This is a genomic window from Pseudomonas sp. NFACC39-1, assembly GCF_900110355.1.
Lineage (GTDB): Bacteria > Pseudomonadota > Gammaproteobacteria > Pseudomonadales > Pseudomonadaceae > Aquipseudomonas > Aquipseudomonas tehranensis.
In genome coordinates, this window is sequence record NZ_FODL01000001.1 from 183139 (window position 1) to 203457 (window position 20319).

Annotated in this window: 19 protein-coding genes; 5 read left to right on the forward strand and 14 right to left on the reverse strand. The window is 59.6% G+C overall.

What is annotated here, in order from left to right:
* Positions 1 to 46: 46 nt before the first annotated feature.
* From ruvC to BMY45_RS00930, 6 genes are all read right to left on the reverse strand, one after another.
* Positions 47 to 571 carry a crossover junction endodeoxyribonuclease RuvC gene (gene ruvC / locus BMY45_RS00905; RefSeq protein ID WP_030140802.1) on the reverse strand — a complete coding sequence of 175 codons (525 nt, stop codon included), beginning with the start codon at positions 569 to 571 and terminating at the stop codon, positions 47 to 49.
* 132 nt (positions 572 to 703) lie between these two features.
* On the reverse strand, positions 704 to 1450 hold the full coding sequence (locus tag BMY45_RS00910) for a YebC/PmpR family DNA-binding transcriptional regulator (RefSeq protein WP_092393306.1): 747 nt from the start codon (positions 1448 to 1450) through the stop codon (positions 704 to 706).
* Between the two features lie 119 nt (positions 1451 to 1569).
* Positions 1570 to 3345 (reverse strand): aspartate--tRNA ligase, encoded by a 1776-nt coding sequence (gene aspS / locus BMY45_RS00915; RefSeq protein ID WP_092393309.1) that lies wholly within the window; start codon positions 3343 to 3345, stop codon positions 1570 to 1572.
* A 75-nt stretch (positions 3346 to 3420) separates the two neighbouring features.
* Positions 3421 to 3642 (reverse strand): FmdB family zinc ribbon protein, encoded by a 222-nt coding sequence (locus BMY45_RS00920; protein ID WP_003178589.1) that lies wholly within the window; start codon positions 3640 to 3642, stop codon positions 3421 to 3423.
* A gap of 212 nt (positions 3643 to 3854) precedes the next feature.
* Positions 3855 to 4196, reverse strand: a complete 342-nt coding sequence (locus BMY45_RS00925; protein ID WP_092393312.1) for a ribbon-helix-helix domain-containing protein — start codon at positions 4194 to 4196, stop codon at positions 3855 to 3857.
* Positions 4197 to 4402: 206 nt separating this feature from the next.
* On the reverse strand, positions 4403 to 4876 hold the full coding sequence (locus BMY45_RS00930; protein WP_092393315.1) for a Dps family protein: 474 nt from the start codon (positions 4874 to 4876) through the stop codon (positions 4403 to 4405).
* 375 nt (positions 4877 to 5251) lie between these two features.
* On the opposite strand from BMY45_RS00930, the gene BMY45_RS28525 reads away from it, so the two are divergent.
* Positions 5252 to 5857 carry a cold-shock protein gene (locus BMY45_RS28525; protein ID WP_092393320.1) on the forward strand — a complete coding sequence of 202 codons (606 nt, stop codon included), beginning with the start codon at positions 5252 to 5254 and terminating at the stop codon, positions 5855 to 5857.
* 70 nt (positions 5858 to 5927) lie between these two features.
* Here the strand turns inward: BMY45_RS28525 and BMY45_RS00940 are convergent, their stop codons facing one another.
* Together BMY45_RS00940 and BMY45_RS00945 are read right to left on the reverse strand one after the other, a co-directional pair.
* Entirely contained in the window at positions 5928 to 6134 is a 207-nt protein-coding gene (locus tag BMY45_RS00940) for a SlyX family protein (RefSeq protein ID WP_092393323.1), read from the reverse strand.
* A gap of 4 nt (positions 6135 to 6138) precedes the next feature.
* Positions 6139 to 6564: an HIT family protein gene (locus BMY45_RS00945; RefSeq protein ID WP_092393326.1), complete on the reverse strand. Its 426-nt coding sequence runs from the start codon at positions 6562 to 6564 to the stop codon at positions 6139 to 6141.
* An 855-nt stretch (positions 6565 to 7419) separates the two neighbouring features.
* On the opposite strand from BMY45_RS00945, the gene BMY45_RS00950 reads away from it, so the two are divergent.
* Positions 7420 to 8694: an OprD family porin gene (locus BMY45_RS00950; protein ID WP_092393329.1), complete on the forward strand. Its 1275-nt coding sequence runs from the start codon at positions 7420 to 7422 to the stop codon at positions 8692 to 8694.
* 151 nt (positions 8695 to 8845) lie between these two features.
* Here the strand turns inward: BMY45_RS00950 and BMY45_RS00955 are convergent, their stop codons facing one another.
* Positions 8846 to 9688: a mechanosensitive ion channel family protein gene (locus BMY45_RS00955; protein WP_092393331.1), complete on the reverse strand. Its 843-nt coding sequence runs from the start codon at positions 9686 to 9688 to the stop codon at positions 8846 to 8848.
* A 178-nt stretch (positions 9689 to 9866) separates the two neighbouring features.
* Positions 9867 to 10352 carry a YajQ family cyclic di-GMP-binding protein gene (locus BMY45_RS00960; RefSeq protein WP_003205057.1) on the reverse strand — a complete coding sequence of 162 codons (486 nt, stop codon included), beginning with the start codon at positions 10350 to 10352 and terminating at the stop codon, positions 9867 to 9869.
* A gap of 142 nt (positions 10353 to 10494) precedes the next feature.
* On the opposite strand from BMY45_RS00960, the gene BMY45_RS00965 reads away from it, so the two are divergent.
* Genes BMY45_RS00965 through BMY45_RS00975 form a run of 3 tightly spaced genes read left to right on the forward strand, consistent with a single transcriptional unit; the run spans position 10495 to position 14079 of the window.
* Complete coding sequence (locus BMY45_RS00965; RefSeq protein ID WP_092393336.1) at positions 10495 to 11412, forward strand: putative 2-dehydropantoate 2-reductase; 918 nt, start codon at positions 10495 to 10497, stop codon at positions 11410 to 11412.
* A 46-nt stretch (positions 11413 to 11458) separates the two neighbouring features.
* A complete protein-coding gene (locus tag BMY45_RS00970; RefSeq protein ID WP_092393339.1) occupies positions 11459 to 13495 on the forward strand; it encodes a sensor histidine kinase in 2037 nt (678 codons plus the stop codon).
* 2 nt (positions 13496 to 13497) lie between these two features.
* Positions 13498 to 14079: a cob(I)yrinic acid a,c-diamide adenosyltransferase gene (locus BMY45_RS00975; RefSeq protein WP_092393342.1), complete on the forward strand. Its 582-nt coding sequence runs from the start codon at positions 13498 to 13500 to the stop codon at positions 14077 to 14079.
* A gap of 141 nt (positions 14080 to 14220) precedes the next feature.
* On the opposite strand, the gene BMY45_RS00980 is transcribed toward BMY45_RS00975, so the two are convergent.
* The 4 genes from BMY45_RS00980 to secA all read right to left on the reverse strand — a co-directional run bounded on the left by BMY45_RS00980 (position 14221) and on the right by secA (position 20044).
* Entirely contained in the window at positions 14221 to 15165 is a 945-nt protein-coding gene (locus BMY45_RS00980; RefSeq protein ID WP_092393345.1) for a Nudix family hydrolase, read from the reverse strand.
* Positions 15162 to 15794 (reverse strand): glutathione S-transferase family protein, encoded by a 633-nt coding sequence (locus BMY45_RS00985; RefSeq protein WP_092393348.1) that lies wholly within the window; start codon positions 15792 to 15794, stop codon positions 15162 to 15164. The genes BMY45_RS00980 and BMY45_RS00985 overlap by 4 nt, the downstream gene beginning before the upstream one ends.
* Before the next feature lie 174 nt (positions 15795 to 15968).
* Positions 15969 to 17186, reverse strand: a complete 1218-nt coding sequence (gene argJ, locus BMY45_RS00990) for a bifunctional glutamate N-acetyltransferase/amino-acid acetyltransferase ArgJ (RefSeq protein ID WP_092393351.1) — start codon at positions 17184 to 17186, stop codon at positions 15969 to 15971.
* 122 nt (positions 17187 to 17308) lie between these two features.
* Complete coding sequence (gene secA / locus BMY45_RS00995) at positions 17309 to 20044, reverse strand: preprotein translocase subunit SecA (protein ID WP_092393354.1); 2736 nt, start codon at positions 20042 to 20044, stop codon at positions 17309 to 17311.
* Between the last annotated feature and the right edge of the window lie 275 nt (positions 20045 to 20319).

Consider the following 20319-nt stretch of genomic DNA (forward strand, 5'->3'; position numbering starts at 1 on the left):
CACAGGCGCAAAATGCTCGGGCTCACGAAAGATTGCGCTGATGCTATCAGAGACGCAGGCGCCCGCCACGACTGCGTGCGGCTCCCAGGCCATGCGGCAACAGGCTGGAACGGGTATGGGCATGGCAAATGGCGATGGCCAGGGCGTCGGAGGCGTCGATCTGCGGTTTGCTGACCAGTTTCAGCAGATGCATCACCATCATCTGCACCTGCTCCTTATTCGCCGCCCCCGTTCCAACGACTGCCTGCTTGACCTGGGTTGCGGTGTATTCGGCGATTTCCAGGTTTTCCTCCGCACCGGCCACAATGGCCGCCCCTCGAGCCTGCCCCAGCTTCAGGGCAGAATCGGCGTTGCGCGCCATGAAGACCTTTTCAATACCCATGGTGACCGGGCCGTAGGTCTGGATGACTTCACGCACGCCGCGATAAACAATCTGCAAGCGCTCATGCAACTCACCGGCGCCGGTGCGGATACAGCCTGAGGCGACGTATACGCAGCCACGCCCGGTATCACGAACCACGCCGTAGCCGGTGATGCGCGAACCGGGGTCGATACCAAGGATTAGAGTCATAACGCCTGCGAAAGGTAATGCGGTTGCTTGAGGATACAGCCGTGTAGGAGCTGGCGAAGCCTGCGATCTTTTGATTTTGCCTTTTCGACCAGAAAATCAAAGGATCGCAGGCTTCGCCAGCTCCTACGGGGGTTAGCCGAGTTGTTCGGCGACCGCTTCAGGAATATCGGCGTTGGAATAAACGTTCTGCACATCATCCAGGTCTTCAAGCATGTCGATCAGCTTGAGCACCTTCTCGGCGCCTTCCAGGTCCAGTTCGGCGCTGGTGGTCGGCTGCATGACGATTTCGGCGTCGGCGGGTATGAAACCGGCGGCCTCCAACGCATTGCGCACGGCGTAGAAGCTGGCGAACGAGGTGAACACGTCGAACGAACCGTCCTCATGACTGACCACGTCATCGGCGTCGGCTTCCAGGGCCGCTTCCGTCAGGGCGTCTTCATCGATACCCGGCGCGAAGCTGATCTGCCCCTTGCGCTCGAACAGGTACGCCACCGAACCGTCGGTGCCCAGGTTGCCCCCACATTTGCTGAAGGCATGACGCACGGCGGCGGCGGTACGGTTGCGGTTGTCGGTCATGCACTCAACCATCACCGCCACGCCACCGGGACCGTAACCCTCGTAGGTCAGCTCTTCCACATTATCGGCTTCGGTCGCACCCGCACCGCGGGCAACGGCCCGATCGATGATGTCGCGACTCATGTTCGCCCCAAGCGCCTTGTCCAGGGCCAGGCGCAAGCGCGGGTTGGAGCCCGGATCACCGCCACCCTGGCGGGCAGCGACCGTCAGCTCACGGATCCACTTGGTGAAAATCTTGCCCCTCTTGGCATCCTGACGTTCTTTGCGGTGCTTGATGTTCGCCCACTTGGAATGACCTGCCATAACTCGCTCCGGTTTCTCTTTGAAACATTGCCCGCCCTGCGCTGGCGCAAGAGCCGGCAACCAGAAATATCGACCCCAATGAAAAGGCGCATCCGAAGATGCGCCTCCAGGTGTCGGCCTTACTCAGCCTTTGGCTGTTCACGCAGACGGATGTGCAGCTCGCGCAGAGCCTTGGCATCCACTACGCCCGGAGCCTGGGTCATGACATCGGCCGCGCTCTGGGTTTTCGGGAACGCGATCACTTCACGGATCGACTGGGCGCCGGTCATCAGCATCACCAGACGGTCCAGGCCAAAGGCCAGGCCGCCGTGGGGCGGTGCACCGTACTTCAGCGCATCGAGCAGGAAGCCGAATTTCTCTTCCTGCTCCGCTTCACTGATGCCCAGCAGACGGAAGACCGCCTGTTGCATTTCCTTGCGGTGGATACGGATCGAACCGCCACCCAGCTCGGTGCCGTTCAAGACCATGTCGTAAGCGCGTGACAGAGCGGTGGCCGGGTTGGCTTCCAACTCCTCAGGTGAGCACTTCGGCGCGGTGAACGGGTGGTGCAGCGCGGAGAAACTGCCGTCGTCGTTCTCTTCAAACATCGGGAAGTCGACGACCCACATCGGCGCCCACTCGCAGGTCAGCAGCTTGAGGTCGTGACCCAGCTTGATGCGCAACGCGCCCAAGGCTTCGCTGACGATCTTGGCCTTGTCGGCGCCGAAGAACACGATGTCGCCATCAACCGCGCCCACGCGATCGAGGATCACGTTCAGGTTGGCTTCAGGGATGTTTTTCACGATCGGCGATTGCAAGCCGTCGACACCCGCCGCGCGCTCGTTGACCTTGATGTACGCCAGCCCCTTGGCACCATAGATGCCGACGAACTTGGTGTAGTCGTCGATCTGCTTGCGCGGCATGCTTGCCCCGCCTGGCACACGCAGGGCCGCGATCCGGCATTTCGGATCATTGGCCGGGCCGCTGAACACCTTGAAATCGACTTCCTTGAGCTGATCGGCCACGTCCACCAGTTCCAGCGGGTTGCGCAGGTCCGGCTTGTCGGAACCGTAGCGGCGCATGGCTTCTTCGAAGGTCATGTGCGGGAACTCGCCGAATTCCAGACCCAGCACTTCCTTGAACAGGTTGCGGATCATGCCTTCGGTCAGGCCCATGATGTCTTTTTCGTCGAGGAAGCTGGTCTCGATGTCGATCTGAGTGAACTCAGGCTGACGGTCGGCACGCAGGTCTTCGTCGCGGAAACACTTGGCGATCTGGTAGTAGCGGTCGAAGCCGGCCACCATCAGCAATTGCTTGAACAACTGCGGCGATTGCGGCAAGGCAAAGAAGCTGCCGGGGTGGGTGCGGCTCGGCACCAGGTAGTCGCGAGCACCTTCAGGCGTTGCACGGGTCAGGATCGGCGTCTCGACGTCGAGGAAACCGTTTTCATCCAGGTAACGACGGATGCTGGTGGTCATGCGCGAACGCAGACGCAGCTTCTCGGCCATTTCCGGACGACGCAGGTCAATGAAGCGATAGCGCAGGCGGGTTTCTTCGCCCACGTCGGAGTATTCGTTGAGCGGGAACGGCGGGGTTTCCGCTTCGTTGAGCACTTCCAGCTCGTAGCCCAGCACTTCGATCATGCCCGAGGCCATGTTGGCGTTGCCGGCACCGGCCGGACGCAGGCGTACCTTGCCGGTGATCTTGACCACGTACTCGCTGCGCACGCGGTCGGCGGCGGCGAAGGTTTCAGCGCGGTCCGGGTCGAACACCACTTGGGCCAGGCCTTCACGATCACGGATATCGAGGAAAATCACCCCGCCATGGTCACGGCGACGATGGACCCATCCGCAAAGAGTAACTTCCTGACCTTCCAGGCTTTCGTTCAGTTGGCCGCAATAATGGCTGCGCATCATGGTAGTGGTTTCACTTCTCGTAATTCGAAATTCGGTTGGAGGCCCTGCCCGTGCAAGAGCTCGCGCGTGTTCAACTCAGTCCGCTTTGTCGCCACCGGCCAGGTTCTTCTTGGCGCCGGTCTTGAAGTCGGTTTCATACCAGCCGGTACCACCGAGGCGGAAACCTGGCATGGACAGCATCTTTTTCAGTTCCGGCGCCTGGCAGGCAGGGCAATCGACCAGCGGTGCCGCGCTGATCTTTTGAATGGCTTCCATCTGATGACCACAGGAAGCACATTGATAGTCGTACATCGGCATGGGGTTGTCTCGGCGATCAGGTTACTCGCGCAAAGGCTGGGCTTTGCGGCAAAGAGCGGGATTATATCCATTAAATGCGGCCTGTGCAGCCGCAAGACTAAACAGTCATTGTCGAGTAGATACTGTGTAGGAGTTACGTAGGAGCTGACGAGTGCAACGAGGCTGCGATCTTGCCCCAGGCACTTGAGTCTAATCGCAGCCTTCGGCAGCTCCTACGCCGCACCATGATCCATGCCAGCGTCCTTCAAACTGTGCACCACGCAAACCACGCGCACCAAACCGCTGAAATTGCGCACCCCACCATGGCGCAGGTGCACCTCCCGGTCCACATGGGAGAGCAAGGTGCTGATGGAACAGCTGTTGAGCTGGGCCATCTCACCGAGAATATCCCAATAGACCTGCTCAAGCCGAAGACAGGTGGCGAACCCGTTCAGGCGAATCGATCGGGACAGGGGCCGGGCCAGTTGCATGTCGAACCCCCGGACGAACGGGTCGATGATAATGGGCTGAAAGCGCCCATGCACACCCTCCCCGGGTTCTTTTCCTTGAATCATACCGTTGACACTCCTTTGCCATACGAACCTCTCAATTGGAACAACCAATCAGTGGCTCTATGGAAGCTCAACGGCATCGCCAGATCCAGATGACTTTATGACCATCGGCGTAGGACAAGCCAGCAGCAAGCAGGCGACGAATTACGACGTCCTACACAAAGTGCGGGCGATAATGCCAACGCCCCCGTCATCGCCGGGCCCGGCGCTTACCGGTCTTCCAGCAACGAGCGCAACATCCATGCGGTTTTTTCATGGACCTGCATGCGCTGGGTCAGCAGATCGGTGGTCGGTTCGTCACTGACCTTGTCCGATAAAGGGAGGATGCTACGGGCCGTACGCGTCACGGCCTCCTGACCCTCGACCAACTGACGGATCATGTCTTCGGCGCCAGGCACGCCTTCTTCTTCCTTGATAGAAGACAAGCGTGCATACACGGAGTAAGCGCCCGGCGCGGGAAAGCCCAGGGCACGAATGCGTTCGGCAATCAGATCCACTGCCAGCGCCAGTTCGTTGTATTGCTCCTCGAACATCAGGTGCAGGGTGCGAAACATCGGCCCCGTGACATTCCAGTGAAAATTATGGGTCTTGAGGTACAAGACATAAGTATCCGACAGAAGGCGTGAAAGCCCCTCGACGATGGATTTGCGATCTTCTTCACTGATCCCGATATCAATTGCCATGTTGGTTGATCTCCTGCGGTGATGAATTCGACAGCGGTTCTTGCACTCTAGCGGGTGTTACCGCCGCCAGCCTGCGACAAATCGCCAGCCCTCCTGAACCGACAAGCCGCAACACCGGACGGTTCCGACGAAGCGGGAAATTTCACGCCCTTGCCCGACCCCTTGCGCCGACGAACAGCGCGGTCCGCCCCCGTAACGGGTTTGAGAAGGTCGGGGCTTTGCTGTTAAATAGGCAGTGTGTCGCTACGCCCATTTTTCCGGGCATGGCGCATAGGCTGAATTCGGGAATGTGTCCAACGCCTCTCTATTGTTCCGAAGCGAACCGCCCCGATCAGCTCTTCCTTAGTGATCCGTCTTAACCGTGAGTCAATCAAAATGTTGAAAATCGTCCACTTGCTAATGGGCGCAGCTGCCCTGCTGCTGTCCTTCATCCCTAGCCTGGGTTCCGAAGCCACGCCTTACCTGCAACATCCCGATGCGCTTTACCTGGCCTTCTTCGGCCTGCTCAACCTGACCCTTGCCCCTGTTATCCCCTACTGGAACAAAGGCCCACGTCATCAACTGCAAAACCTGGTCAGCGCCTTGCTGGTGTTGGCCGTTGCCCTGCAAACCCTGACCCTGCTGGCGCCCATGCCGCAAATCGCCGGTCAACCGGCTGTGCTGTTCAGCCTGACCGCATCACTGCTTGCCGTGGCATTGCACCTGGCTGTCAGCTTCTACAAGAAGTCGTCACCGGCCGCCGCACCGCAGAACTACGACATGTCCAACCGCGATACGGGCACCGTGAAGTGGTTCAACACTTCCAAGGGGTTCGGTTTCATCTCCCGCGACTCCGGCGATGACATCTTTGTGCATTTCCGGGCCATTCGTGGTGAAGGCCACCGTGTTCTGGTCGAAGGCCAGCGCGTGGAGTTCTCCGTGATGAACCGCGACAAGGGCCTGCAGGCCGAAGATGTGATCGCCGCGCTACCGCGTCGCTGATCCCAAGCGTAAAAAAACCGCGAGACAGCCACGCTGCTCGCGGTTTTTTATTGCCTGGCGTTCCACTCGATCAGTAGTGAGGCGGAGGCGCTTCTTCTTCAAAGGTTTCGAATTGCCCGGCCATCTCTTCCTGGCGCTTGAGCAAAGCAGCCATTTGCAGTTGCAGACGCTCGACCACTCGCTGCTGCGCCACCAGCACATCATTGAGTGCCTGGATGGTGTCATCCTGAAACGCCAGACGGCTTTCCAGATCCATTACACGCTCTTCAAGGTTCATGGTTTCAGCCCTCCAGAAACTTGAAATCATCGGTCAAGGCCGCTCGCAATCGGTCGCGAATGACCTTCACCTGTTCAGTAGTATAAGGCTTGGCCGGGTGCTTGCCCCAGACCGGCGCTGGCCAGGCCGCGTCATCACGTTTGCGCACGATGACGTGCATATGCAGTTGGCTGACAACGTTACCCAAGGTTGCAACGTTCAGCTTGTCAGCACTGAAGGAGTCCTTGAGGGTTTCGGCCAGCGCGGTGGTTTCTTTCCACAGTTGCTGTTGATCGGCGTCATCCAACTGAAACAATTCGCTGATATCTTCCCGCCGCGGCACGAGAATGAACCACGGGTAATTGGCGTCGTTGGACAAGAGCAACCGGCACAGCGGGAAGTCACCCATGACCAATGTGTCTTGTTGCAGTTGTGGATCTAAAGCAAACACCGCGCACACTCCTCGCTGGTTATCGTTTTTTGCCCGACTCAGCGGGCCTGCGTGGGACACAGAATCGCAGCATACCCTTGAACGCCGAAGGGTTCACTGCGTACAGCGATGACCCTGCCTGATGCTTTTTTTCCAGCGCGCGCACCAACTCAGCGCAACCGGTAACACATAGGCCTGAGACGGGCGCTGCGAACGTTGCCTCCTGCACCGAGCCTGTAAAATTTTCGTACAGGATGAAGTTTTTTGCACCAAAACAGCACAACGCGTCTACGCTCAGTGCACAAAGCATCCGTGATCTACTCACTGAGAGGGTGAACCGGTAACGTTTTTGGTTGTCTCGCAGCGTTTAACGGCTGTAAACACGAGAGCAGCACAGCAGTCAACCCTAATTAAAACAAGGCCTTTGGAGCCCGGTTTCATGAGGTTTCGCCGCGCCAGCAGGGAGAATGTGAAAAAAACGTGAACAAAAACCGGGTTTGAGCATGCTTGTTGCATTCATCCCCACATTGCCTGCAGGGTCTCGCCGGAAGCGAAAACCTGCTGGCCTATAAATAAAGTGGCAAGGTTGCCCACAGGGAGCTTCAAGCGCAGTAACAAAGGACTCTTTACACCGACGCCGGGAAAAAAGAAGCAACTTCGAGTTGTGAGTCCGATTGCGCCGGAACAGCCTAAATACGACATGGATCGAGCCATTGGCGACAGGGTCGTAAAGAAGCTGAAAGATTGGATGGGCAAGTATCGCCAATGAATGTCGTCGTGATATAAGTTCGCGCCGACACAAAAAGAAAGAGCCGCCCAGATAAAAAAACAGGTGGGACGGCAAGACTCTTCTAAAAACCAAAGGAGCAAATCACGATGCGCGTGATGAAGTGGAGCATGATCGCACTGGCTGTTTCGGCCAGTACCTCGCAGTTCGCAATGGCCTCTTCCCAGGAAGAATCCAAGGGCTTTTTTGAAGATCAGAGCCTGAACGTTCTGAGCCGTATGCTGTACATGAACCGCGACTTCAAGAACGAAGCAAGCACTCGCCAAAGTTATCGTGAAGAAGCCGGCCTTGGCGTACGTGCCATGTACGAGTCGGGCTTTACCCAAGGCACCGTAGGCGTAGGCGTTGACGCCTTTGCATTCGGCTCCGCCAGATTCGACGGTGGCACCGGCCGTGCCGGTAACGGTTTGTTCGCTGCGGACAGCGATGGCAATCTGGAAGACACTCAATCGAAGGCTGGGGGCGCAGTTAAATTCCGTCTGTCCGACACCGTCCTGAAATACGGCAACCAGATCACCACCAGCCCAGTATTCTCCACCGACGACAGTCGTCTGCTGCCTGAAGTTGCCACCGGCACCTTGATCACCAGCAACGAAATCAAGGGTCTGGAGCTGAGCGCAGGTCACTTCACTGCGATGAGCGCACAGACAGGCATGGGCCGTGACAGCATCAACGGCGCGGGTAATCCTGGCTTGAAATCCGCTGACATTGCAGGTGCAACCTACCAGTTCACCGACAATTTCGTAGCTGGCGTAGCGGCTTCCGACGTTGAAGATTACTTCAAGAAAAAATACATCAATCTGAACTACACCCTGCCAATTAACGAAGATCAGTCTCTGAACTTCGATTTCAACGGCTACGACAGCAAGAGCCAGGGTCAAGAGTTGAGCGGCGATATCGACAACCGCATCTGGTCCCTCGCAGCGGCCTATGCTATCGGGGCGCACAAGTTCACCCTGGCTCACCAGCGCTCCAGCGGTGACAGTGGCTACGCATACGGCGTTGACGGCGGCGGTACTATCTTCCTCGCCAACTCCGTACAGTACTCCGACTTCAACAGCGAAGACGAGCGCTCCTGGCAGGCTCGCTACGACCTGAACATGAAGACTTATGGCGTTCCCGGCCTGAGCTTCATGACTCGTTACGTCACTGGCGACAACATCACCACTGGCGGCGTAGAGGGCAAAGAACACGAGTGGGACTTCGAAACCAAGTACGTTATGCAAAGCGGTCCAGCCAAAGACCTGTCTTTCCGCATTCGTAGCGCGTTCTACCGCACCAACACTGCCCATACTGACTCTGTCAGCGTCAGGGACAACAACGACTTCCGCTTCATCGTCGAATACCCTCTGAGCATCTTGTAATTCAGCGGTCGTTCGATAGTTACACCCGCAACACATAAAAAACCGCTCACCTGATTCAGGTGAGCGGTTTTTTTGTATCCATTGCATGTCAGCTTAAAAACAACTTGGTAATTAGCAAGCCAACTAACAATCTCTTGATGCATTCAAAGCGTTATTGCGCTGCCCCTTCGTGAACCATACGAATAACGCGTTGTGGAAACGGAATATCAATCCCCGCGTCTTTCAAACGATCTCGGGCCTGTTCATTGAACATGAACATCACGTTCCAGTAATCGGCCGTCTTGACCCATACCCGCAACGACACCGTGATCGAACTGTCACCCAGGGTCGAAATCACCGCCTCCGGCGCCGGGTCGGCCAGTACGCGCTCGTCCTTGGCCAGCTCCAGCAACACTTCCCGAGCCTTTTGCAGGTCGGCCTGGTAATCCACGCCCACATCGAACACCACTTTGCGGGTCGGCTGGCGATTGGTGTTGGTGATGATGCCGTTCGACAGGTTGCCGTTGGGTACGATGACGGTTTTGTTGTCACCGGTGCGAATCACGGTGTGGAAGATCTGGATGCTGTCGACCGTACCGGCCACGCCCTGGGCTTCGATCCAGTCACCGATGCGGAACGGGCGGAACAACAGAATCAGCACGCCACCGGCGAAGTTCGCCAGGCTGCCCTGCAACGCCAGACCGATCGCCAGGCCCGCCGCACCAATGGCCGCGATGAACGAGGTGGTTTCAATGCCGATCATCGACGCCACGCTGACGATCAGCAGGATCTTGAGGATGATGTTCGCCAGGTTGCTGATAAACCCTTGCAGCGCCAGGTCGGCATTGCGCAGTGCCAGCAGCCCGCCGAGTTTGCGGGTTACCTTGTTGATCAGCCACCAGCCGATGGCCAGCGTGATCACCGCCAGCAGCACCCGGCTGCCGTACTCCATAATCATGGGGATCCAGGCCTCGGACGCCTTGATCAAATTGTCCACTTCAGCGTTCAAGTCCATCTACTTCCCCTTTATTCCTGTTACCACGTAAGACTTGTGCAAATACCCTGTGGCGAGGGAGCTTGCTCCCGCTGGGCTGCGTAGCGGCCCTTCTTGTGGGTGCTACGCACCCAAGCGGGAGCAAGCTCCCTCGCCACAGTACTTCTCTGTGCCAACCGTTTTCCTGTGCAACCGGCTATCAGTCGCGGAAGTTATTGAACTGCAAAGGCATGCCGAATTCCTTGCCCCGCAATGCCGCGATGGCTTCCTGCAAGTCATCACGCTTTTTGCCGGTGACGCGCACTTGCTCGCCCTGGATGGCGGCTTGCACCTTGAGCTTGGCGTCCTTGATATGAGCAACGATTTTCTTTGCCAGTTCCTTATCGATGCCTTCCTTGAGCACGGCTTCCTGCTTCATCAGCTTGCCCGAGGCATAGGCGTCCTTGACCTCAAGGCACTGCACGTCGATCTTGCGCTTGACCAGGGCCAGCTTGAGGATCTCGATCATTGCCTCAAGCTGGAAGTCGGCCTCGGCGGTCAGGTTGACGGTCAGGTCCTTCTCCTTGAACTCGAAACTGCCCTTGCCCTTGAGGTCATAACGACGGTCGAGTTCCTTGACGGCGTTTTCAACGGCGTTGGTGACTTCGTGTTTGTCCAGTTCGGATACCACGTCGAATGACGGCATGTAGTGTTCTCCAATAAAAAAGACGCGCCCGTAACAAAGGCGCGTGCTTGGCTTGTGGTTAAAATCGGGCTCATTATAACGGGTCTTTTCCTGTCGACACTGCGAGCCCCCAGATGCCTGCGCCAAACCGAGTAAAAAACTGATGTCCACCACCTGGCATGTCCTGGGGGCCGGCAGCCTCGGCATGTTGTGGGCAGCGCGCCTGGCCCGGGCCGGTTTGCCGGTGCGACTGGTACTGCGCAATGAACAACGCTTGCAGGCCTATCAGGCCGCCGGGGGGCTGACGCTGGTGGAACAGGGCCAGGCCCGGCATTACCCGGTACCTGGGCAAACAGCCGACGCCCCCGAGCCGATCAAACGCCTGCTCCTGGCCTGCAAAGCCTATGACGCCGAAGCGGCCGTGGCTTCTGTGGCCCATCGGCTGAGCGCCGACTCGGAACTGATCCTGCTGCAGAACGGCCTCGGCAGTCAGGACGCGGTCGCCAATCGTGTTCCCCTGGCCCGTTGCATCAGTGCCTCCAGTACCGAAGGGGCGTTCCGCGACGGTGACTGGCGCGTGGTGTTCGCCGGCCACGGCTACACCTGGCTAGGTGACCCCGCGCACCCGGTGGCACCGATCTGGCTGGACGACCTCACCGCCGCCGGCATTCCCCACGAATGGACGGCTGATATCCTCACCCGCCTGTGGCGCAAACTGGCGCTCAACTGTGCGATCAACCCACTGACCGTCCTGCACCACTGCAAGAACGGCGGCTTGCAGGCGCATCACTGCGAAGTGGCGACCCTCTGCGCAGAACTCACGGACCTGCTGGAACGCTGCGGCCAGCCCATGGCAGCCGAAGACTTGCAGCCGGAAGTCGAACGGGTCATCCAGGCCACCGCCGCCAACTACTCCTCGATGTACCAGGACGTCGCCAATGGGCGCCGCACCGAAATCAGCTACCTGCTCGGCCACGCGTGCAAGGTTGCCGAGCGCCACCGGTTGGCGGTGCCCCATCTGGAACAAGTGCGGCAGCGACTGATTGCCCACTTGCACAACCTCGGATTGCCCGGCGACTGAGCAGCGGCTACGCTGGCCCTCGTGTTCCTTTTTAACGAAGAGTCCGATGCCATTGCGCCAGCGCCTTGAAAACCTCCCGGTCGGCCAGAAACTGCTGGCCGCCCTGCTGGTGTTGTTGACCACCGTCCTGCTGGTGGCCAACCTGACCTTTATCAGCGCCGCCTATTACATCTCCCAGGAAAGCATGGCGCCCCAGGCCCTGCAGACCATCGGTCGACTGGTGGCCAACCCGAGCCTGATCGCCGACGCCCTGCAGTCGCCCCAGACCGCCCAGCGCTTGCTGGATGAACTCAACAGCTACACACCGTTGCGGGCCGCCGCCTTGTATGACGGCGAAGGTGAACGCCTGGCGCAACTGCAGGAGGGCGAAAAGCTCAAGCTGCCGGACCATTACCGCCATATGCAGGCATGGCAAGCCAGTGAGTTTCGCAGCAATCAGGTCATCACCCTGCCCCGTCCCGGCACGGCGCCGGGTCATCTGTTGCTGGTGGCCAGCAGCGAACTGCCGACGGCGTTCTACACCGGCACCTTGACCGCCAGCCTCGGCATCCTGATTTTCAGCGTATTGCTGTGGCTGGTCATTGCCCAGCAGATCAAGCGCCTGATCACCCAGCCGATTCATCAGCTCGAGGAGCTGTCGCGCCAGGTCACCCGCGAGGAGAACTATTCCCTGCGCGCCGCCCGCGGCAACCACGACGAAATCGGCAGCTTGGCCGAGGCGTTCAACACCATGCTCTCGCGGATCGAAGCCCGAGAGCAGCAGCTCAAGCGCGCGCGGGACGATTCCCAGGCTGCCTACGACCAGGCCCAGGGCCTGGCGGAAGAAACCCGCCACACCAATCGCAAACTGGAACTGGAAGTCCAGGTGCGCAGCAAGATCGAGAAAAAACTCACCGGCTTCCAGAACTACCTCAACAGCATTATCGATTCCATGCCCTCGGCCCTGATTGCCCTCGACGAACAGCTCTACGTCACCCAATGGAATCAGGAAGCCAGCGCCCTCTCCGGCACACGCCTGGACGAGGCGCTGAACCAGCCGATCTTCCTCGCCTTCGAACCGCTCAAGCCTTACCTGCCGCAGCTCAAGCAAACGGTCGAACAGCACACGGTGGCGAAGATCGAACGTGTCACCTGGACCAAGGACGACGAGGCCCGGCACTATGCCCTGACCTTCTATCCACTGATGGGCGGCGCCGGCCGCGGCGTGGTGATCCGCATCGATGACATCACCCAGCGTCTGTCGCTGGAAGAAATGATGGTGCAGTCGGAGAAGATGCTCTCGGTCGGCGGACTCGCGGCGGGCATGGCCCATGAAATCAACAACCCGTTGGGAGCCATCCTGCACAACGTGCAAAACATCCGTCGGCGTCTGTCGCCGGAGCTGCCGAAGAACATCGAACAGGCCGAACAACTGAATATCGAACTGCAAAGGGTGAACCTTTACCTGCAAAGCCGGGAAATCCCACAATTGCTCGATGGCATTCAGCAGGCCGGCGCCCGGGCGGCGAAAATCGTCACCCACATGCTCAGTTTCAGCCGGCGCAGCACCCGGCAGATGGCCCCCTGCGACCTGCCGGCGCTGATCGACCAAGCGGTGGAAATCGCCGGTAACGACTTTGACCTGGCGATCGGTTTCGATTTCAAGGGCCAGGCGATCATCCGGCAGTTCGACCCGAACCTGGGCCCGGTGCCCGGCACCGCCAACGAGCTGGAGCAGGTGCTGCTCAACCTGCTGAAAAACGCCGCCCAGGCGATCCATCAACGCCAGGACGACAGCGAGCCCGGCCGGATTATCCTGCGCACGCGGCTGAACCCACCGTGGGCAGAGATCCAGGTGGAGGACAACGGCATCGGCATGAGCGAGAACGTGCGCAAACGCACCTTCGAGCCGTTCTTCACCACCAAGGAAATCGGCCAAGGGACCGGACTGGGGCTGTCGGTGTCGTATTTCATCATCACCAATAACCACAAGGGCCAGATGGAAGTGCAGTCCGCGCCGGGCCAGGGCACCTGCTTCACCTTGCGCCTGCCGTTGACTGGCCCTTCAATGGTGCCGCAGGAACACAAGCAACTGGAGCGCTGAACATGGGTTTTCGCCTGTCGAAGATTTACACCCGCACCGGCGACAAAGGTGAAACCGGGTTGGGGGATGGTCGCCGTGTAGCCAAGGACCATCCACGGGTCGAGGCCATTGGCGAGGTCGACACGCTCAACAGTCAGTTGGGATTGTTGCTCGCCAGCCTTGCTGTAGAGGTAGCTGAATATCCGGCGCTACAGGAGCTGATCGAGGTCTTGGCGCCGTGTCAGCACCGGCTGTTCGACTTGGGCGGTGAACTGGCGATGCCAGCCTATCAAGCCTTGAACATGAAGGAAGTCGAGCGCCTGGAAGCCGCCATCGATGCATGGAACGAAGAAGTGGGGCCGCTGGAGAATTTCATCCTGCCCGGTGGCTCGACACTGATCGCCCAGGCCCATGTCTGCCGCAGCCTGGCCCGTAGCGCCGAACGCCGCTGTCAGCAGTTGAACGCCGTGGAGCCATTGGCCGGGCCGGGGCTGGCGTATATCAATCGCCTGTCGGATCTGTTGTTCGTCGCGGCGCGGGTCATTGCCCGCAGGCAGGGGGTGGCGGAGGTGCTGTGGGTGGCGGCTGCCAAGCCTGGGAGTTGAGCTGGGTCGCCTGGCAGGACCTCATCGCGAGCGGGCTCGCTCCCACATGGGATTTGTGGTGTAACCAGTATCCATGTCACGCAACAGACTCTCTGTGGGAGCGAGCCTGCTCGCGATGAGGCCCGCGAACACCCCACCCAATCAAGGCCCAGGCCAAAACGCTCGAATCCCCGCCACGCCCTGCGCGCCCGCTGCCCAGGCTTGCTGCCGTTCGTCAGGTCCGACCCCACCCAACAGATACACCGGCCTGTTGAAGCCTTCAATCAACCGCGAAGCCTCTTCCCACCCCAGCGGTTGGGCCTCGGGATGGGTCTGGGTCGGTTGCACCGGCGAGAGCGTGACGAAGTCCACGTCTATCTGCTGCGCCAGGGACAACTCTTCGGCGTTGTGGCAGGACGCCGCCAACCAACGGTCCTTGCCGAAAGGACGACCGGCCGCAGCATGCTTGCGCAATTGCGCGGCGGTAATGTGCCAACCGGCGGAAGGAAAATCCCCCAGCCATTCGAAGGGCCCCTTGAGCATCAACTGGGCCTTGCCAGCGCACAATCCTGCCGCGTCCACCGCCAGATCGCGGTATTGCGGGTCGTAGCCGTTGGGGGCGCGCAACTGGACCAGTTTGATCCCGCCGGCAATAGCCTTTTGCATGCCGCGCAGCAACTGCGGCGTTTCGAGGCCTTCAGGGGTGATCAGGTATTCGCCCGGCAAACGGGCCGCCGCGATAATCGGCTGGTTGGCCGCCGGGAACTCATGGTTCAAAAGCTCCCGGCCCGTGACCCAGGCCAACGGTTGCCCTTCGACGCCGTGGGGCTCGCCGGTGAACGCCGAGACTTCCCAGACATCCAGCAACACCTGTTTGTCCGGATAATCATGGCGCACCTTGATCAGCGGCCGGGCGGTGTCGACCACAATCCCCAGCTCTTCATGAAGCTCTCGGGCCAGGGCGGTTTCGACGGACTCATCCGCCTCGACCTTGCCACCGGGAAACTCCCAGAGGCCGCCTTGGTGCTGAGTGTCGGCCCGTCGGGCGATCAGGATTTTGCCGGCAGCGTCACGAATGACCGCCGCCGCTACATGGACTCGTTTCACCGCGCTGTTTCCTCCAGGCCGGCCTGTTGCCACGCCTTGAACGCCGGCCATTGATAGATAGTTTCGACATAGGCCGCATCGACCTCGGGCAACGCCACCTGATAGGTGCGCAAGCGCACGGCCACCGGGGCGAAGAACACATCGGCCAGGCTCAAGCGGCCAAACAGGTAGGGCCCGGCTTCAGTCGCCGCGGCACGGCATTCGGCCCACAGCGCCAGCATCCGCTGGATTTCCGTCTGAACCTCCGCCGGCATAGGCTCCAGCGGCGCATCGCGGGCCAGGTCAAATGGCATGTGGCTACGGATGGCAAAAAAACCGCTGTGCATTTGTGCACAGGCCGAACGTGCCTGAGCCCGGGCCACCACGTCCCTGGGCCAGAGGCCGGCGTCTGGAAACTGTTCCGCCAGGTATTCGGCAATCGCCAGGGAGTCGGCGATCACACCGAATTCGGTCTTGAGCAACGGGACCTTGGCGGTGGCTGAATACTTGAGCAGTTTTTCACGGGTGTCGGGTTGGTCGAGCCTGACCAGTTCCTCGGTGTACTTTGCGCCGGTCAACGCCAGGGCCAAAGCGCCGCGCAAGGACCAGGAGGAAAGGTGTTTGTCGCCGATGATCAGGTGCAGGCTCATGTCTGGAATCCTTTCTTATGGGTCAATCAGAAATTGTGTCGAATCTGTACGGGCGCCATCGCGAGCAGGCTCGCTCCCACAGAGGAAATTGTGGTGTGACTACTTTTTATATCACCCAACGACCCCCTGTGGGAGCGAGCCTGCTCGCGATTGGCGCAACTCGATCCCGAACTGTTAAGTCCGATACTCAGCGTTGATCTTCACATACTCGTGGGACAGGTCGGTCGTCCAGATCGTTTCGCTGCAATCACCCCGTCCCAGCTCGATACGAATGGTGATTTCTTCCTGCTGCATCACCGCCGCGCCCTGGGCTTCGGTGTAGGTGGCGGCGCGTGCGCCCTGGCTGGCGATGCAAACTTCACCGAGGAACACGTCGATCTTGCTCACGTCCAACTCCGGCACACCGGCACGGCCGACCGCGGCGAGGATCCGGCCCCAGTTCGGGTCGGAGGCGAACAGTGCGGTCTTGATCAGCGGCGAGTGCGCCACGGTGTAGCCGACGTCCAGGCATTCCTGATGGTTGCCGCCGCCGTTGACCTGCACGGTCACGAACTTGGTCGCGCCTTCGCCGTCACGGACGATGGCCTGGGCCACCTCCATGCACACTTCGAACACGGCCTGCTTGAGGGCGGCGAACAGCGCACCGCTGGCTTCGGTAATTTCCGGCAGGTCAGCCTTGCCGGTGGCGATCAGCATGCAGCAGTCGTTGGTGGAGGTGTCGCCGTCGATGGTAATGCGGTTGAACGACTTGTTGGCGCCGTCGAGCATCAGGTCTTGCAGCACCTGCCGGGAGACTTTGGCGTCAGTGGCGATGTAACCAAGCATGGTCGCCATGTTCGGGCGGATCATGCCGGCGCCTTTGCTGATGCCAGTGACGGTGACCGTCACGCCATCGTGCTGAAACTGACGACTGGCCCCCTTGGGCAGCGTGTCGGTGGTCATGATGCCGGTAGCGGCAGCGGCCCAGTTGTTTTCCGACAGGTCATCCAGAGCGGCCTGCAACGCGCCTTCGATTTTCTCGACCGGCAACGGTTCGCCGATCACGCCGGTGGAGTACGGCAGCACCTGGCTGGCGTCGACGCCGGTCAGCTCGGCCAGTTTGGCGCAGGTGCGCTCGGCGGCAGCCAGGCCTGGGGCACCGGTGCCGGCGTTGGCGTTTCCAGTGTTGGTCAGCAGGTAACGCACCGGCCCCTGGACCCGTTGCTTGGCCAGGATGACGGGGGCTGCGCAAAAGGCGTTGAGGGTAAACACGCCGGCCACCGTCGAGCCTTCGACGCAACGCATGACCACGACATCCTTGCGCCCTGGGCGCTTGATGCCCGCCGAGGCGATACCGAGTTCAAAACCGGCAACCGGGTGCAACGTTGGCAACGGACCAAGACCAACAGCCATGAATGCGCTCCTAAATAGATAAATCGACACCGCCTTAATCGAGACGGCGAATCAAAATGGCAAAACGCCGCGACGGCTGAAAGCCGGTCGCGGCGCGGGTCGTTCAGCGTTTGAAACGGGTGTTACTGAATCTGCCCGTGACAATGCTTGTATTTCTTGCCCGAACCGCAATAGCACAGCTCGTTGCGGCCCAGCTTCTGCTCGTTACGTACCGGCGCGGTCGCCAAGGCAACATCCACCTCGGCGCCCTCCTCCTGGGCAACTTCCAGGCCTGGGGCCGGGGCGTGCTCAAACTGCATGCGCGCGGCCAGGGCTTCGGCTTCCTGACGCAGACGGGCTTCTTCTTCGACCGGGTCTTCGCGGCGAACCTGAACGTGGGACAACACGCGGATCGAGTCGCGCTTGATCGAATCCAGCAACTCGGAGAACAGCGTGAAGGACTCGCGCTTGTACTCCTGCTTGGGGTTCTTCTGGGCATAACCACGCAGGTGGATACCGTGGCGCAAGTGATCCATGGTCGACAGGTGGTCTTTCCACAGGTCGTCCAGCACCCGCAGCACGATTTGCTTCTCGAAGGAGCGCAGCGCTTCTTCGCCGGCCTGGTCTTCTTTCTCGTTGTACGCAGCGATCAGTTCGGCCAGCAGCTTCTCGCGCAGGGTTTCTTCGTACAGGTGATCGTCTTCGTCCAGCCATTGCTGGATCGGCAACGCCACGCCGAAGTCGCTCTGCAAGGCAGCTTCCAGACCGGCGACATCCCACTGCTCAGGCAGCGACTGCGGCGGAATGTGGGCGCTGATGGTTGCGTTGAGCACGTCCTGGCGGAAATCGGCGATGGTTTCGCCAATGTTGTCGGCGGCCAACAAACTGTTACGCATGTGATAAATCACTTTACGCTGTTCGTTGTTGACGTCGTCGAACTCCAGCAATTGCTTGCGGATATCGAAGTTGCGGCCCTCGACCTTGCGCTGGGCTTTCTCGATGGCGTTGGTCACCATCCGGTGTTCGATCGCTTCGCCGGGCTGCATGCCCAGGGCCTTCATGAAGTTCTTCACCCGATCAGAAGCGAAGATACGCATCAGGCTGTCTTCCAACGACAGATAGAAGCGGCTGGAACCGGCATCGCCCTGGCGACCGGCACGGCCACGCAGCTGGTTGTCGATACGACGCGATTCGTGACGCTCGGAAGCGATCACCTGCAAACCGCCGGACTCGAGCACCTGCTGATGACGCTTCTGCCAGTCGGCCTTGATCTGCGCGATCTGCTCGGGCGTCGGGTTTTCCAGGGAGGCGACTTCCACTTCCCAGTTGCCACCCAACAGGATGTCCGTACCACGACCGGCCATGTTGGTGGCAATGGTCAGGGCACCCGGACGACCGGCCTGGGCGATGATCTCGGCTTCTTTTTCGTGGAACTTGGCGTTGAGGACCTTGTGCTCGATACCTTCCTTGGTGAGCAATGCAGACATGTGCTCGGAAGTTTCGATCGTGGCGGTACCCACCAGGATTGGACGGCCCTGGGCCATGCATTCCTTGATGTCGGCAATGATCGCCGCGTATTTCTCATCGGCGGTGAGGAACACCAGGTCGTTGTAGTCTTTACGGGCCAGCGGCTTGTTAGGCGGGATCACCATCACTTGCAGGCCGTAGATCTGATGGAATTCGAACGCTTCGGTGTCGGCGGTACCGGTCATGCCGGACAGTTTGTTGTACAGGCGGAAGTAGTTCTGGAAAGTGGTCGAGGCCAGGGTCTGGCTCTCGGCCTGGATGTTCAGACCTTCCTTGGCTTCGATGGCCTGGTGCAGGCCTTCGGACAGACGACGGCCCGGCATGGTCCGGCCGGTATGTTCATCCACCAGCACGACCTGGCCGTCCTGGACGATGTACTCGACGTTGCGATGGAACAGCTTGTGCGCACGCAGACCGGCATAAACGTGGGTCAGCAGGCCCAGGTTATGGGCCGAGTACAGGCTCTCGCCCTCGGCCAGCAGGCCGACGCGGGTGAGCATTTCCTCGATGAACTGGTGACCGGCTTCATTGAGCTCGACCTGGCGGGTCTTCTCGTCGACCGTGTAATGGCCGGGCTTGGTCACTTCACCCTCGACTTCTTCGACGTGCAGTTCCAGCTGCGGGATCAGCTTGTTGATCTCGATGTACAGCTTGGAACTGTCCTCGGCCTGACCGGAAATGATCAGCGGGGTACGGGCTTCGTCGATGAGAATGGAGTCGACTTCGTCGATCACGGCAAAGTTGAGTTCGCGCTGGAATTTTTCATCCAGGCTGAACGCCATGTTGTCGCGCAGGTAGTCGAAACCGAATTCGTTGTTGGTACCGTAGGTGATATCGCAGGCGTAGGCGCTGCGTTTTTCTTCCGGCGGCTGGAACGGCGTGACCACCCCGACCGTCAGGCCGAGGAATTCATACAGCGGGCGCATCCAGTTGGCATCACGGCGGGCCAGGTAATCGTTGACCGTCACCACATGCACGCCCTTGCCGGACAGTGCATTGAGGTATACCGCCAGTGTCGCCACCAGGGTCTTGCCCTCACCGGTACGCATTTCAGCGATCTTGCCTTCGTGCAAGGTCATGCCGCCGATCAACTGAACGTCGAAGTGACGCATGCCCATCACCCGCTTGCCGGCTTCACGGGCAACCGCAAAGGCTTCGGGCAGGAGCTGGTCAAGGGTTTCACCCTTGGCGATGCGGTCCTTGAATTCGGCAGTCTTGGCGCGTAACTGATCGTCCGAAAGGGCCACCATTTGCTCTTCGAAGGCATTGACGATCTGTACCGTCTTGAGCATGCGTTTGACTTCACGCTCGTTCTTGCTTCCAAAAAGTTTCTTTAACAAAGGCGCAAACATATCGGCAGGATCTTCCACACTAAAGGGATGGAGGGCGGCCCCGTGAGTCGCCCGTGCAGCCCTCATGGCCGCATGCGAACGAGCATTCTACCCGGAAACGATGGTGAGGAAAGTGGCGTTATTCCACGATGCTGGCACAGCGCTGTGACGGGGCCTCCCTAAAATAAGGGCTTTTACGGGAACTTCAACCCACAAACGAGAGAAGTTATTCATTGATTGGGCGGACAAAGGCGCCCGCGGCGAGCGGTGGCGGCGCACTCGGCGGTTTCTGCTAC

Bases quoted from the DNA above. Each gene is read 5' to 3' on its own strand.
- ruvC (WP_030140802.1), bottom strand. From the start codon at position 571: ATGACTCTAATCCTTGGTATCGACCCCGGTTCGCGCATCACCGGCTAC.
- BMY45_RS00910 (WP_092393306.1), bottom strand. From the start codon at position 1,450: ATGGCAGGTCATTCCAAGTGGGCGAACATCAAGCACCGCAAAGAACGT.
- aspS (WP_092393309.1), bottom strand. From the start codon at position 3,345: ATGATGCGCAGCCATTATTGCGGCCAACTGAACGAAAGCCTGGAAGGT.
- BMY45_RS00920 (WP_003178589.1), bottom strand. From the start codon at position 3,642: ATGCCGATGTACGACTATCAATGTGCTTCCTGTGGTCATCAGATGGAA.
- BMY45_RS00925 (WP_092393312.1), bottom strand. From the start codon at position 4,196: ATGATTCAAGGAAAAGAACCCGGGGAGGGTGTGCATGGGCGCTTTCAG.
- BMY45_RS00930 (WP_092393315.1), bottom strand. From the start codon at position 4,876: ATGGCAATTGATATCGGGATCAGTGAAGAAGATCGCAAATCCATCGTC.
- BMY45_RS28525 (WP_092393320.1), top strand. From the start codon at position 5,252: ATGTTGAAAATCGTCCACTTGCTAATGGGCGCAGCTGCCCTGCTGCTG.
- BMY45_RS00940 (WP_092393323.1), bottom strand. From the start codon at position 6,134: ATGAACCTTGAAGAGCGTGTAATGGATCTGGAAAGCCGTCTGGCGTTT.
- BMY45_RS00950 (WP_092393329.1), top strand. From the start codon at position 7,420: ATGCGCGTGATGAAGTGGAGCATGATCGCACTGGCTGTTTCGGCCAGT.
- BMY45_RS00955 (WP_092393331.1), bottom strand. From the start codon at position 9,688: ATGGACTTGAACGCTGAAGTGGACAATTTGATCAAGGCGTCCGAGGCC.
- BMY45_RS00960 (WP_003205057.1), bottom strand. From the start codon at position 10,352: ATGCCGTCATTCGACGTGGTATCCGAACTGGACAAACACGAAGTCACC.
- BMY45_RS00965 (WP_092393336.1), top strand. From the start codon at position 10,495: ATGTCCACCACCTGGCATGTCCTGGGGGCCGGCAGCCTCGGCATGTTG.
- BMY45_RS00970 (WP_092393339.1), top strand. From the start codon at position 11,459: ATGCCATTGCGCCAGCGCCTTGAAAACCTCCCGGTCGGCCAGAAACTG.
- BMY45_RS00975 (WP_092393342.1), top strand. From the start codon at position 13,498: ATGGGTTTTCGCCTGTCGAAGATTTACACCCGCACCGGCGACAAAGGT.
- BMY45_RS00985 (WP_092393348.1), bottom strand. From the start codon at position 15,794: ATGAGCCTGCACCTGATCATCGGCGACAAACACCTTTCCTCCTGGTCC.
- argJ (WP_092393351.1), bottom strand. From the start codon at position 17,186: ATGGCTGTTGGTCTTGGTCCGTTGCCAACGTTGCACCCGGTTGCCGGT.
- secA (WP_092393354.1), bottom strand. From the start codon at position 20,044: ATGTTTGCGCCTTTGTTAAAGAAACTTTTTGGAAGCAAGAACGAGCGT.